This window comes from Pseudarthrobacter linnaei (assembly GCF_055412825.1).
The window spans coordinates 179,853-191,973 of the sequence record NZ_JBVAYX010000007.1 but is presented as its reverse complement, the minus strand read 5'-3'; the positions used below and the strand labels follow the sequence as shown (position 1 = coordinate 191,973).

The window sequence follows — 12,121 nt, the reverse complement described above, 5'->3', positions numbered from 1 at the left end:
TTAAACGGTCGAGAGCCCCAACCACACGGTTGGGGCTCTCCCGCATTTAACGGAAGCACCACGTAACCGGGCACCAACGCCAAGCACCCCCGCCACCACCCGCCGGCCCCGGTTCCACCACCTCCCACAGCCACCGGCGCCGGAACCGCCACAGGAACCGGTTCCAGCACCTCCCACAGCCACCGGTCAGCCGGGGATCTTCCTGCCGTGGATCCAGGCCAGCAGCTCGACAGCAAGCCCGCCGCCCAGTGCGGCCGCTCCGGCGGCCCGCAACAACTCCGCCGGCGGCCGGGCTCCCCGCAGTCCGGCCAGAAGGTGAGGGAGTGTCGGGCCGCGGGTAGAGTTGTTGCCCATGGATAACCTCTTCAGCCACGCAGCCTCTGACGCCGCCGAGACACCGGAGCCCGCTGCGGCCGACGGGCTGGACCCCGTCGTGTACGCGGTTATTGTCCCGGGGGCAGTGGCGCGCGCCTTTGTTGGTTTCACCGAACACACGCATCTCTGGTGGCCACTTGAGCAGCACAGTGTCTTCGGCGCCGGCTCCTACGTGGAATTCGAAGAGAACCTGGTTTTGGAGAGCGCGGATGACGGCAGAACAGCCATCTGGGGGTCTATCGATGACTGGCAGCCCCCGCTGTCTTTCCATGCCAGCTGGCACCCCGGTTCGTCCGCCGTCTGGTCCACGGAGCTGCGCGTCGCGTTCCGGGCCGTGGAGGGCGGTACGGAGCTCCGACTCGTGCACGGCGGGTGGGAAGGCGCCGAGGACCCCGCCGCCACGAGGGCGGAGTACGCTGCCGGCTGGCCGGGGGTACTGGACCGGTTCGTGCGCTTCATGGGTGGTGCCGGCGCCATAGACTGAAGGCCGGATTCGACGAACTGGAGACCGCATGAGCATCATCGACGAGCTCACCTCTGTCCTGGGCGCGGCCAAGGTCGCCCTGGATGCCCCCACCCTGACCGTATATGCCGTGGACCAGGCGCCGGTGCTGGACTATCAGCTGCCGCAGGCCGTGGTCCGGGCCGAATCCATCGAAGACGTCCAGGTTACGGTCCGCGCCTGCGCATCCCAAGGGGTTCCGCTGGTGGCCCGCGGCGCCGGGACGGGGGTCTCCGGTGGTGCCCACGCGAGCAAGGACTGCGTCGTGCTGAGCCTGGAACGGATGAACCGCATCCTGGACCTGAACCCCGATGACGAGACGGCCGTCGTCGAACCCGGGGTCATCAACGCGGAGCTCAACGCGGCCGCGGCAGTCCACGGACTCATGTATGCCCCCGACCCGGCCAGCTTCAAGATGTCCACGATCGGCGGCAACGTGGCCACCAACGCCGGCGGCCTGCGCTGCGCCAAGTACGGCGTGACCCGCGACTCGGTGCTGGCGCTCGACGTCGTACTGGCGGATGGCTCGCTCATCCACACCGGCCACCAGACCTTCAAAGGTGTCGCCGGCTACGACCTCACCGGGCTCTTCGTCGGCTCCGAGGGGACGCTGGGGATCGTCGTCGGCATCACCGTCCGGCTCAAGTACCTCCCGCAGGACGTGCACACGATCGCCGCCTTCTACCCGGACTTCCGCAGCGCCGCGGCAGGCGTCCTCGCCGTGGGCAGGGCGCGCGTGCAGCCGGCCATCATGGAACTACTCGACAGCGGCACCCTGGCCCAGCTCGATGCGCTCCACGGCTCGGACCTCGCCGCCCGGGGACAGTCCCTGCTGCTGATCCAGACCGACGGCTTCGGCGCAGCGGCGGAGGCGGCGGCGATCCGTCCCGTGCTCGTGGCCGGCGGCGCAGTCGTGACCATGGAAGCCAGTGCGGAGGCGGAGCGGCTGGTGGACCTGCGGCGCAACAGCCGCGGGGTGGAGGTCGACGACGAATACCGGGTGGGGGAGGACGTCGCCGTCCCGCGCTCAAGGCTGGTCGACTACGTCGCTGAGCTGGAAGCCATGGCGGCGGCGTACGGGGTCAGGCTCAAGGTGGTGGCGCACGCCGGCGACGGGAATTTGCACCCGACGTTCTGGGTGGACCGGGTGGACAGCGCTGCCGGCGCCGATGCCATGGGGCGGCTGGGCGAGGCCCTGGATAAATCCATCACCGTGGCGCTGGCGATGGGCGGCACCATCACGGGGGAGCACGGGATCGGCCAGTTCAAGCTGCGCTGGCTCGGGCTGGAACAGAAGGAACCCGTGCGTGAACTTCAGCGCCGGATCAAGGAATTGTTCGACCCGGCGGGGATCCTGAACCCCGGCAAGGCGATTTAGCGCGGCTGTGCTACGAAGGGGGGCTTCGGGGAGCAGCGCCCGGGACAGCTAATCGTCGGAGTCCGGGTATTCGTCGATGGACTCGTCGGTGCCGTAGCGGGATTCCTCCGTTTCCACCTCCAGGATCTTGAGCAGCCCCGTGTCCGGATTCAGCATGATGGCCGCCTCGTCCCGGCGGTGGCGCAGCTCGGAGTCAATGTAGGACTGCACGGCTTCGGCCAGGGGGATGTGCCGGTTCTCCTTCTCGGACATGTACCAGCGGTGCTCAAGGATCTCATGCACTGCCTCCGCGGGCTCCAGCTTCCCGGACAGGTCGCGGGGGATAGAACGGACAATCGGTTCGAAAATCTGGCTGACCCACAGATGGGCGCTGTAGGCCTCGTCCATCCCGGGGTTGTTGTCCGCACGGAAGGAGTCCATGTCGTTCAGGAGCCGGCGGGCCTGGTTTTCCTGGGCGTCCAGGCCGGTCAGGCGCAGCAGCCGGCGCTGGTGGTGGCCGGCGTCGACCACCTTGGGCTGAAGCTGGATCGTCGAACCGTTCTGCGTCGTCTTGATGGCGTATTCCTCGACGTCGAACCCCAACTCGTTGAGCTTCCGGATGCGGGCCGCCACCCGCCAGCGCTCACCGATCTCGAACGATTCCTTCTCCGTCAGCTCGGTCCAGAGGCGCCGGTAACTGTCCATGATGAGTTCACTCGTGGCCACGGGGTCCACTTTTTCCTCGATCAGGCCGCCGTCGAGCAGGTCCATGAGTTCGCCGGCGATATTGACCCGGGCAATCTCCAGATCGTATTCGCGCTGACCCGTGGACAGGTCCGGATACAGCTCGCCGGTCTCCGCGTCCACGAGGTAGGCGGCGAACGCTCCGGCGTCGCGGCGGAACAAAGTGTTGGAAAGCGAGACGTCGCCCCAGTAGAACCCGATCAGGTGCAGGCGCACCAGGAGCAGAGCCTGGGCGTCGATCAGGCGGGTGAGTGTGTCCTTGCGCAGCATCTGCGAGAAGAGGGCGCGGTACGGCATGGAGAATTTCAGGTGCCGGGTGACGAGCACGGGATTCAGCGGGCGGCCGTCCGGCGTCGTGCGGCCGGTGATGACGGCGACCGGTTCCACGCAGGGCACGTCCAGCCGGGCGAGCTTGCGGAGCATGTGGTATTCGTGGCGGGCCACGTGTTCCGAGGTTTCCTTGATGGCGATGACGGAGCCGCCAAGGTGGGCGAAGCGGACAATGTGACGGGAGATGCCGCGGGGGAGCGCGGCGAGGTGTTCCGCCGGCCACTCCTCCAGCGCGATGTGCCAGGGCAGGTCCAGGAGCTCCGGCTCGGTGGCGGCGGCGGTGATGCTCAGCGAGCTGGAGGCCACGGACGCCTTGCTGTCATTGGCGCTGGCGGCTTCGAACCGGGGCAGCTTGCCGATCTGGCCGTAGTCGGTGGGCTCGTCGTGCCACCGGGCACTGTTTTCCTCGGTGATGTGGTTGTCCTCGGTCATGAGCCAATTCTTCCGTACTTAAGGGCGGCGGCCCTAACGAAGGGTGCTGCCAGGGGAGTTAAAGCCCGACGGCGGTCCTCCAGTAAGGAGGACCGCCGTCAGTCGTGTCGTGGGGACCCACTCCGGCAGGTTCCCTGGCCGACGCGGACCGCCGTGCCGGCCGGTGGGACTAGTCGCCCAGGCGCAGCCCGGTCTTGGTGTCGAACAGGTGTACGTGGCCTGACTGCGGCCGGACCCAGATGGATTCGCCCTTCATCGGGGGGCGTCGGCCGTCGACGCGCGCCACGATGTCGTGGCTCTTGCCGTCCAGCGTGGTGTGGCCGTAGATGTATGCGTCGGCGCCGAGTTCCTCGACGACGTCGACCTCGACCTGGAGGCCTTCGCCCTGGGCAACCTGCTCGAGGTCTTCCGGACGGGAGCCGAGCGTGACCGTTTTGCCGCTGGCCTCTTCGAGGACGTTGTGCGGCACCGGGTAGATCGTGCCGCCGAACTGCACGCCGCCGTCGACGACGGGGAGCTCGAGCAGGTTCATCGCGGGGGAGCCGATGAAGCCGGCGACGAAGACGTTCTTGGGCTTGTCGTACAGGTTGCGCGGGGTGTCGACCTGCATCAGCAGGCCGTCCTTCAGCACGGCGACGCGGTCGCCCATGGTCATGGCCTCGACCTGGTCGTGGGTCACGTAGACCGTGGTGACGCCCAGGCGGCGGGTCAGGGACGCGATCTGCGTGCGGGTCTGCACGCGGAGCTTCGCATCAAGGTTGGACAGCGGCTCATCCATGAGGAAGACCTGCGGGTTTCGTACGATCGCGCGGCCCATGGCAACACGCTGGCGCTGGCCACCGGAGAGCGCCTTCGGCTTGCGGTCCAGGTACGGCTCCAGGTCCAGCAGCTTGGCAGCTTCACGGACCCGCTCGGCGCGCTCTTCCTTACTGACGCCGGCGATCTTCAGGGCGAAGCCCATGTTGTCTGCGACCGTCATGTGCGGGTACAGGGCGTAGTTCTGGAAGACCATGGCGATGTCGCGGTCCTTCGGGGGAACATCGGTGACATCGCGGTCGCCAATGAGGATCCGGCCGGCGTTGACGTCCTCAAGACCTGCGAGCATACGCAGGGAGGTCGACTTGCCACAGCCGGAGGGGCCAACGAGGACCAGGAATTCGCCGTCGGCGATTTCAATGTTGAGCTTGTCAACAGCGGGCTTATCCGTGCCCGGGTACAGACGGGTTGCGTTGTCAAAAGTAACTGTAGCCACAGTTATCAATCCCTTCACCGGCAGGTACGTGCCGGACGATCCGTAGTGAATGGTCGTATTTTTCAGTTGTTAATTCAGTTGTCAGCACTTGATCGTGCGTATACTCCCCGGCCGAAGCCGAGGAGTATCCAATGACGCCGCACGGTACTTGTGCGCCACATCACTACTAGAGTATGTCATATTTTTGGCGAATGGGCCAAAATGTTGCGGATGTCACACGTGATCCGGCTCGCCCGGGGATTGCTATGAGGTAGGATCCGGCAGCCCGAGGCCGCGTTTCCGTTCCCGCAGCAGGGCCTCCAGCAGCTCCGAAATGTGCGCCGGCGCTTCGATCCGGAACTGGGCCTGGGTGAAGTCCAGGCCGACCTTCACCCCGAGATCCCCGGGGAGCAGGCGGGCGAGGGCGTCCTCGTCGGTGGTGTCATCGCCCGCGAAGACCGTGGCAGTGGCGCCGCTGGCCTGGCGCAGGAACGCGATGCCTTCCCCCTTGGAGGAGTGGACCACGGAGGTCTCCAGCACACGGTTGCCGCTCTTCAGGTACACCCCGGGCCGGTCCTGCAGGACGGCGCGGGCAGCAGCGACGGCGTCCTCGGCAACATCGTCCGCGGCCAGCCGGGTGTGCAGGACGACGCCGGCCGGCTTGTCCTCGAGCAGGGTTCCGGGTGCCAGCTCCACGATGCCCTCCAGCTCGCGCCGGACCTCGGCGAGCAGTTCCCGGCGGGCGTCGTCGAGTTCCAGTTTCGAGGACCCCGGTCCCATCCAGACCTCGGCGCCGTGGCTGCCGATCAGCAGCGTCTTCTCCGGCGGGAAGGCGACCGCCCGCAGGCTGTCCAGGGCGCGCCCGGAGATGAGCGCCGTCGTCGTCCGCGGCAGCTCGGTGAGAGCGGCGAAGGCCGCTGCCGAGCGGGGGAGGGCGCGGGCGTCTTTGGCGTGGTCCACGAGGGGTGCCATGGTGCCGTCAAAATCCATGGCGACCAGCAGGTGCTCCGTTGCGGCGATGCGGCGCAGGGCCTCAAGCAGGTCCGGGGCGAGCGAGAGCGGTGTCTTCTCCGGAGAGAGCTCAGGAGTCATCGCGGATTACCTTTTCTTCGAGCGCGGTGAGGAAGTCGGAGGACCAGAGGTCGACGTCGTGGTCCAGGATCTGTTTGCGCATCGCACGCATCCGGCGCGCGGCCTCCGACGGCTGCATGTTGACGGCCCGCATGATGGTGTCCTTGAGGCCGTCGATGTCGTGCGGGTTCATCAGCAGGGCCTGCTTGAGCTGGTCTGCGGCGCCGGCGAACTCGCTGAGCACCAGCGCGCCGTCATTGTTGGTCCGCGCCGTGACGTATTCCTTGGCGACGAGGTTCATCCCGTCGCGCAGCGCGGTGACGAGCATAACGTCCGCTGCCAGGTACAGCGCTACCATCTCCTCGACGGGGTAGCTGTGGTTCAGGTAGCGCACGGCGGTGTTCTGCATGGTGTCGTAGGTGCCGTTGATGTGACCCACCGTGCCCTCCACTTCTTCGCGAAGGAGGCGGTACTGCTCCACCCGTTCCCGGCTGGGACTGGCGACCTGGATCAGGGCGGCGTCCTCCACCGTGACCTTGCCGTCGGCCAGGAGTTCCTCGTAGGCCTTAAGCCGGTGCCGGATGCCCTTGGTGTAGTCCAGGCGGTCGACGCCGAGAAGGATGGTTTTGGGGTTCCCGAGATCACGGCGGATCTGCCGGGAGCGTTCGATGATTTCGGGGTTCCGGGCGAGTTCGCTGATCTGCTTGACGTCAATCGAGATGGGGAACGCCTGGGCGCGGGCGATGTGGGTGGTGGCCCCGTCGCTGCCCTTGACATGGACCTGTTGCCGCTTGACGCTGGCCCCGAGGAAGCGGCGGGCGGAACGCATGAAGTTGCCGGCGTCGCTGCTGCGCTGGAAGCCGACCAGGTCGGCGCCCAACAGGCCGTCGATGATGGCGCGGCGCCACGGGAGCTGGGCGAAGATCTCCGGCGGCGGGAACGGGATGTGGTTGAAGAAGCCGATCTTCAGGTCCGGACGCGCCTCGCGCAGCATCTTCGGGACGAGCTGGAGCTGGTAATCCTGGACCCAGACAGTGGCGCCGGGGCTGGCGTGGTGGATCACGGCGTCCGCGAACCGGCGGTTGACCTTGCGGTAGGAGTCCCACCAGGTCCGGTGGAACTCCGGCGGAGCGATCACGTCATGGTAGAGCGGCCAGAGCGTGGAATTGGAGAACCCCTCGTAGAAGAATTCGATGTCGTGCGTGCTCAAATGGACCGGAACAAGATCGATCCCGCCATGGCTGAAAGGCTGGAGATGCTCATCCGGTGCGCCGTGCCAGCCGACCCACGCGCCGTCGGTCTTGGTCATCAAGGGTGCCAGTGCGGTGACCAGGCCGCCGGGGGAGCGGCGCCAGCCGCCCTCGCAACCAGGTTCGTCCGGGGAGCAGCGGTCGACCGGCATGCGGTTGGACACCACCATGAAGTCATACTGCGCGTCCGGATCGGTGCCGTGCGCGACCGCGCCGTTGGATTCTGGATCCGATTCGGCGTGTTTAGTTGCCTGCATTGGTGCTCCCTGGGTTCGCTCTTGGCTCCTATCCACCCTAGCCCGGCGGAATCTTCTGTGCTATTCGCCCCCCGGAAGGCGCTAAGGAAAGTTGAAAGCGCAAGTTCCCAGATTTCTCCCCTAAAATGATGAATTGCCACCCAGTGGATATCACCGGCCGATCGACCCGAGGAACTAATGAGCCCCGCAAACGAACCCCGTCAGTCCAAAACAGAGCGAACTGCCGCGGCCCGCGAGAAAGCCCGTGAAATCCGGGAGGCGCAGGTGAAGAAGGACAAGCGCAACAAGCTGCTCATCGGCTGGGGCATCGTTGCCGCAGTCGTGGCCATCATTGTGGTGGTGGCGCTGGTCGTCACCTCGAACATTCAGAACAACGCCCCGATTGCGGACGAGGGACCCGCCCCGGCCAACGGCAACGTTTACGGCGGCGTGACGCTGCTGGCCACCTCCGAGGTCGCAAAGACCGAGCCTGCGACTGTCCGGGTCGCCGACATTCCCGCGCCGGCGGAAACCCCGCCGGCAGTAGTGACCGCACCCGGTGCCGAGGCTGAGGCCGGGAAGCCGGTCAAGGTGGTCCTCTACATCGACTTCATCTGCCCCGCGTGCAAGAACTTTGAGACCCAGTACAACGAGACCCTTACGAACCTTCGCAACGAAGGCAAGATCAGCGTGGAATACCGTCCGCTGGGCTTCCTGGACCGCCAATCCAGCACCAACTACTCGTCCCGCGCCGCCAACGCGGCGGCCTGCGTTGTGAACGAATCGCCGGAGAAATACGCGGACTTCGTCAATGCGCTGTTCGCGAAGCAGCCTGCTGAAGGCGGCGCCGGCATCTCGGATGCGGATCTGAAGAAGATGGCCACCGATGTCGGGGCCAAGAGCATCGACACGTGCGTGGACGGGAAGACCTTCCGTCCGTGGGTGAAGTACTCCACCCAGCAGGCGGCCTCCATCGGTGTCACCGGCACGCCCACCGTGTTCGTTGACGGCGCGCAGTGGGGCAAGGGCGAGAGCGCCCAGACCCCGTTCGAGGACTTCCTCCAGGCCGCCATCGACGCCAAGCAGTAGGCGGCACGACACAACAGAAAAGTGCTGGTCCGGTTCCGGATTCGTCCGGAGCCGGGCCTGTTTTTATCCCCGGGCATCTGTGGGCTAACCTTATCTAGCGCCATGGCGCCAGGCCCCTCATCGCGGCCCGGTGCCCGCCGGCGCACAGGAATGCCTCCTTAGCTCAGTTGGCCAGAGCACCGCTCTTGTAAAGCGGGGGTCGTCGGTTCGAATCCGACAGGGGGCCCCAACAATAACCGCGTCGTTACCGGGAACTATCCCGGTGGCGGCGCGGTTTTCGTTTGTCTGTAACTGGTGTCTCCCGGACCGGCCCTGGTCCCGTTGGCTTTGTCCCCCGGCGCAGCACCCGCGGGACGTTAGGCCCTAGACCACGGAAACCTCACGGCGGAGTCTGGGCCTATGACTGAAACCAATCCGGACAACACGCCGGACATCAAGTCCACCGAGCTTAAGGAGCAGCCGACGGCGGTGCTGCGCGAAACCGTTCCCATGAACGCCTTGAAGGAGTTCTTCGGCCGCGCCTACCATTCCGTGATGGGCGCGGCGGAACAGCAGCACGTCCAACTGGCCGGACCGCCGTTCGCCCTCTACCACGGCGTGCCGACCGACGTCGTCGACGTCGAGGCCGGATTTCCGGTGGCGGCGCCGTTTCCCGGCGGCGGCGGCGGTGGTGTGACCGCGGGAGCCCTGCCTGCCGGCCGGGCCTTCGAGGCGATGCACGTGGGCCCTTACGAGACTCTCCCCGAGACGTACGGGGCGATCATGGAGAAGATGCAGGCCGAAGGCCTGACCCCGGGCAGCGCGATGTGGGAGTACTACCTCAGCGACCCCGCGGCGGAGCCGGACCCGGCGACCTGGAAGACGCTCGTCATCTGGCCGGTCGCCTGAGCGCATAGCCGTTAGTGCAGGACGCCCGTCGCAACTTTGGAGCGCCGCGGCGCCCGTCGTTGTGCCCTCCCCGTCCGATTCGGGGGGCCGCGCGACGCAAAGTGCCTGATTCGGCACACCATTCTCCACCTGCGTGCATAATGTCCTAGACTGCTTCACTGAAGTGCCTGAAATGGCGCTGCGCAGCAACGAAAGTGAACCCCCAAATGGCTACCGATTACGACGCACCACGCAAGACCGAGGAAGAGTCTCCCGCTGAGTCGGTGGAGGCACTTCAGGCGTCCCGCAGTGGGGGCGCCCAGACTGCCGTCATCGACGTCGATGAGAACGACACGGCTGAGGGCATCGACCTTCCCGGCGCTGATCTTTCCGGCGAAGAACTGACTGTCGTTGTTGTTCCCGAGCAGTCCGATGAATTCACCTGCTCCTCCTGCTTCCTGGTCCGTCACCGGTCCCAGGTGGCCAAGGAAAAGAACGGCCTGAAGTACTGCCGCGACTGCGAAGGCTAGGGGACCTTCCACTGCGGACCACCACTTCACAACTTTCCAGCAAGGCACCGCGAAGCGCCGGATTCCGCAAGGGTCCGGCGCTTCGCCTTTGCCCGGAGTTTCCGGCAGTACGACGACGGCGGCGCGACCGTCCCGTGACCCGGCGCGGCGCAGCCTAACGGTTGGACGCCGATCCGGCCGGCCTCTCGATTCGGCCCGGAAACGCTCCTATTCTGGAGCTATCTGATCTCTCGAGGGGGCGGCTCAAATGAAGAAGTTCCGGGTGTGGCTGGTAGCGATCCTGGTGGCTGTTGGATCGGGGCTCGTGGCGCCCGGGCCCGCGGCGGCGGCTCCCTACTGCGGACTGGTGTGGGGATCGCTGATGAAGGCGGATCCGGCAATGAGCGGGGCCCAGGTGACGAATGTCCGCACCGGGCAGCACTACTGTTTCGACCGGCTGGTCATCGACCTCAACGGGCCCGTCGCCGGCTATACCGTCCGCTACGTTCCGCAGGTATCGCAGGACGGTTCGGGATTGCCAGTCCCGCTGCGGGGCCAGGCGTTCCTCCAGGTCACGGCCAACGCCCCGGCCTATGACGACAACGGCAAATCCACCTATAACCCCGGAAACCGTACAGAACTGGCCAACGTCAACGGCTACCAGACGTTCCGCCAGGTGGCATGGGCCGGCAGCTTCGAGGGCTATTCGAGCCTTGGGATCGGGGTCCGTGCCCGGCTGCCGTTCCGCGTGTTTACCCTGGACGGACCGGCCGCGGGCTCCCGGCTGGTGATCGACGTCGCGCACTTCTGGTGAGGCCTGGTTCCGGCCGGGACCGCTAGAGCGAGTTGAGGTCCGCCCGGAGCGGGTACTCGCGGCCGTCCAAGACGAGCTGGACGCAGCGGCGGGTTGCCGGGTTCAGCACAATCGGGGCCATGAGGTTCACCGTGGTTACTTTGGGGGAGTGGTTGAGCACCACGAGGACCTGGGGTGCCTGGTCCTTCTCCAGTTCCAGGGCCTCCAGTGTGGCGTCCGGAATCGGCGGGGCGTAGCCCGGCACAAACACGGCAGCGTCCGCGAGGAACAGCCGGACCGGGCTCGGCGATCCGGCTTCCAGGGCGTAGAGGCCTGCGGCGCCCTCGACGCTGCGCAGGGTGAAGTCATGGACGTTCTCCAGACCCGGCATGGGTGCGGCGAACGTGACGGGCGTGCTGGTGACGGGCGCATCAGCCACAGGCGTGTTCATCGCAGGAAGTCCATCAGTGTGGGCTGCAGGACCCGCGCCGTGGCGGCCAGGGCCACCTGGTAGTTGGTTTCCTGAAGTTTCAGGTCCATGATGACGCTGCCAAGATCTGCCTTTTCAATGCCGGTCCGCTGGGCATCCAAGGTGGCCTCCAATTCTGTGTTGACGACGCCGGCACGTTCCAGCTGCGCCTGGCGTGTTCCAATCTCAGCACGTCCGTTGACGATGTTCTTAAAAGATGTCTCGAGCGGGGCCAGTTGCGAGGTGATGTCCCCGCCGGCCCGCAGGGTTCTGGCCATCTCGCCCACCGTGTGGAAGACGGAGGCGGTGTCGCTTCCGAAGATCCCCCTGCCGTCTGCGTCAACCCGCACGGTCTGCGTGGCGCTGATCCGGCGCTCAACCTGGCTGCCGTCGACTCCTTGGAAAACGGGCGGGGCGGCGGAGCTGAACGCCGCGGCGGCATCTGAGCTGCCGGCAAAGATGTTCCGGCCCAGGTGCTTGCTGTTGGCGATCGAGACCAGGTCCTTGTTCAGGGCCTCCAGCTCGAGGGCGATAGCGTCCTTGCCGGACTGGTTCAGCGAGCCGTTACCTGCCAATACGGTGAGGTCCTTGATCCGGTGCATTACGTTGGTAGCCTGCTCGAGCGCGGAATCCGCGGCTGTGAGCCAGGTGTTGCCGTCGTCAATGTTGCGGCCGTACTGCTCCGTGGCGGCGAGCAATGAACGGGTTTCGAGCGCCTTGGCAGTGGCCGCGGGATCGTCCGAGGGGCGGGTGATCTTGTTGAGTGTGGTGGCCTTTTCCTGCAGCTCGGACAGCCGGGACTGCTGGGTCTGCAGCGTCCGTTGGGCGTTCGCGGTCATGGTCAGATTTGTTACGCGGTTCAGCAT

Annotated in this window: 13 protein-coding genes and 1 tRNA gene; 7 read left to right on the top strand and 7 right to left on the bottom strand. The window is 66.1% G+C overall.

Annotated features, from left to right (window positions below):
- Nucleotides 1-186: 186 nt before the first annotated feature.
- Nucleotides 187-354 carry a hypothetical protein gene (locus ACZYZ3_RS09570; RefSeq protein WP_463963581.1) on the bottom strand — a complete coding sequence of 56 codons (168 nt, stop codon included), beginning with the start codon at nucleotides 352-354 and terminating at the stop codon, nucleotides 187-189.
- Here ACZYZ3_RS09570 and ACZYZ3_RS09565 point away from each other — a divergent pair.
- Together ACZYZ3_RS09565 and ACZYZ3_RS09560 are read left to right on the top strand one after the other, a co-directional pair.
- Nucleotides 353-859: an SRPBCC domain-containing protein gene (locus tag ACZYZ3_RS09565; protein WP_463963580.1), complete on the top strand. Its 507-nt coding sequence runs from the start codon at nucleotides 353-355 to the stop codon at nucleotides 857-859. The genes ACZYZ3_RS09570 and ACZYZ3_RS09565 overlap by 2 nt on opposite strands.
- A gap of 28 nt (nucleotides 860-887) precedes the next feature.
- On the top strand, nucleotides 888-2,255 hold the full coding sequence (locus ACZYZ3_RS09560; protein WP_463963579.1) for an FAD-binding oxidoreductase: 1,368 nt from the start codon (nucleotides 888-890) through the stop codon (nucleotides 2,253-2,255).
- A gap of 48 nt (nucleotides 2,256-2,303) precedes the next feature.
- On the opposite strand, the gene ACZYZ3_RS09555 is transcribed toward ACZYZ3_RS09560, so the two are convergent.
- The 4 genes from ACZYZ3_RS09555 to ACZYZ3_RS09540 form a co-directional block, all read right to left on the bottom strand.
- On the bottom strand, nucleotides 2,304-3,722 hold the full coding sequence (locus ACZYZ3_RS09555) for a DUF4032 domain-containing protein (RefSeq protein ID WP_463963595.1): 1,419 nt from the start codon (nucleotides 3,720-3,722) through the stop codon (nucleotides 2,304-2,306).
- Nucleotides 3,723-3,909: 187 nt separating this feature from the next.
- Nucleotides 3,910-4,992, bottom strand: coding sequence for an ABC transporter ATP-binding protein (locus tag ACZYZ3_RS09550; RefSeq protein WP_463963578.1), 1,083 nt, complete (start codon nucleotides 4,990-4,992; stop codon nucleotides 3,910-3,912).
- A gap of 243 nt (nucleotides 4,993-5,235) precedes the next feature.
- Nucleotides 5,236-6,063 carry a trehalose-phosphatase gene (otsB, locus tag ACZYZ3_RS09545; RefSeq protein WP_463963577.1) on the bottom strand — a complete coding sequence of 276 codons (828 nt, stop codon included), beginning with the start codon at nucleotides 6,061-6,063 and terminating at the stop codon, nucleotides 5,236-5,238.
- On the bottom strand, nucleotides 6,053-7,462 hold the full coding sequence (locus tag ACZYZ3_RS09540) for an alpha,alpha-trehalose-phosphate synthase (UDP-forming) (RefSeq protein ID WP_463963594.1): 1,410 nt from the start codon (nucleotides 7,460-7,462) through the stop codon (nucleotides 6,053-6,055). Before ACZYZ3_RS09540 ends, otsB begins: the two co-directional genes overlap by 11 nt.
- A gap of 264 nt (nucleotides 7,463-7,726) precedes the next feature.
- Here ACZYZ3_RS09540 and ACZYZ3_RS09535 point away from each other — a divergent pair, with 264 nt between their 5' ends.
- The 5 genes from ACZYZ3_RS09535 to ACZYZ3_RS09515 all read left to right on the top strand — a co-directional run bounded on the left by ACZYZ3_RS09535 (nucleotide 7,727) and on the right by ACZYZ3_RS09515 (nucleotide 10,807).
- Nucleotides 7,727-8,617, top strand: coding sequence for a DsbA family protein (locus ACZYZ3_RS09535; protein WP_463963576.1), 891 nt, complete (start codon nucleotides 7,727-7,729; stop codon nucleotides 8,615-8,617).
- A 152-nt stretch (nucleotides 8,618-8,769) separates the two neighbouring features.
- A tRNA-Thr gene (locus ACZYZ3_RS09530) sits at nucleotides 8,770-8,846 on the top strand.
- 170 nt (nucleotides 8,847-9,016) lie between these two features.
- On the top strand, nucleotides 9,017-9,505 hold the full coding sequence (locus ACZYZ3_RS09525; protein ID WP_463963575.1) for a GyrI-like domain-containing protein: 489 nt from the start codon (nucleotides 9,017-9,019) through the stop codon (nucleotides 9,503-9,505).
- Nucleotides 9,506-9,711: 206 nt separating this feature from the next.
- Nucleotides 9,712-10,014 (top strand): DUF4193 domain-containing protein, encoded by a 303-nt coding sequence (locus ACZYZ3_RS09520; protein WP_463963574.1) that lies wholly within the window; start codon nucleotides 9,712-9,714, stop codon nucleotides 10,012-10,014.
- Nucleotides 10,015-10,261: 247 nt separating this feature from the next.
- Complete coding sequence (locus ACZYZ3_RS09515) at nucleotides 10,262-10,807, top strand: AMIN-like domain-containing (lipo)protein (protein ID WP_463963573.1); 546 nt, start codon at nucleotides 10,262-10,264, stop codon at nucleotides 10,805-10,807.
- 22 nt (nucleotides 10,808-10,829) lie between these two features.
- On the opposite strand, the gene fliW is transcribed toward ACZYZ3_RS09515, so the two are convergent.
- Together fliW and flgL are read right to left on the bottom strand one after the other, a co-directional pair.
- Nucleotides 10,830-11,237: a flagellar assembly protein FliW gene (gene fliW, locus ACZYZ3_RS09510; protein ID WP_463963572.1), complete on the bottom strand. Its 408-nt coding sequence runs from the start codon at nucleotides 11,235-11,237 to the stop codon at nucleotides 10,830-10,832.
- Entirely contained in the window at nucleotides 11,234-12,121 is an 888-nt protein-coding gene (gene flgL / locus ACZYZ3_RS09505; protein ID WP_463963571.1) for a flagellar hook-associated protein FlgL, read from the bottom strand. The genes fliW and flgL overlap by 4 nt, the downstream gene beginning before the upstream one ends.

Bases quoted from the DNA above. Each gene is read 5' to 3' on its own strand.
- ACZYZ3_RS09565 (WP_463963580.1), top strand. From the start codon at position 353: ATGGATAACCTCTTCAGCCACGCAGCCTCTGACGCCGCCGAGACACCG.
- ACZYZ3_RS09570 (WP_463963581.1), bottom strand. From the start codon at position 354: ATGGGCAACAACTCTACCCGCGGCCCGACACTCCCTCACCTTCTGGCC.
- ACZYZ3_RS09560 (WP_463963579.1), top strand. From the start codon at position 888: ATGAGCATCATCGACGAGCTCACCTCTGTCCTGGGCGCGGCCAAGGTC.
- otsB (WP_463963577.1), bottom strand. From the start codon at position 6,063: ATGACTCCTGAGCTCTCTCCGGAGAAGACACCGCTCTCGCTCGCCCCG.
- ACZYZ3_RS09540 (WP_463963594.1), bottom strand. From the start codon at position 7,462: ATGGTGGTGTCCAACCGCATGCCGGTCGACCGCTGCTCCCCGGACGAA.
- ACZYZ3_RS09535 (WP_463963576.1), top strand. From the start codon at position 7,727: ATGAGCCCCGCAAACGAACCCCGTCAGTCCAAAACAGAGCGAACTGCC.
- ACZYZ3_RS09525 (WP_463963575.1), top strand. From the start codon at position 9,017: ATGACTGAAACCAATCCGGACAACACGCCGGACATCAAGTCCACCGAG.
- ACZYZ3_RS09520 (WP_463963574.1), top strand. From the start codon at position 9,712: ATGGCTACCGATTACGACGCACCACGCAAGACCGAGGAAGAGTCTCCC.
- ACZYZ3_RS09515 (WP_463963573.1), top strand. From the start codon at position 10,262: ATGAAGAAGTTCCGGGTGTGGCTGGTAGCGATCCTGGTGGCTGTTGGA.
- fliW (WP_463963572.1), bottom strand. From the start codon at position 11,237: ATGAACACGCCTGTGGCTGATGCGCCCGTCACCAGCACGCCCGTCACG.
- flgL (WP_463963571.1), bottom strand. From the start codon at position 12,121: ATGCTGAACCGCGTAACAAATCTGACCATGACCGCGAACGCCCAACGG.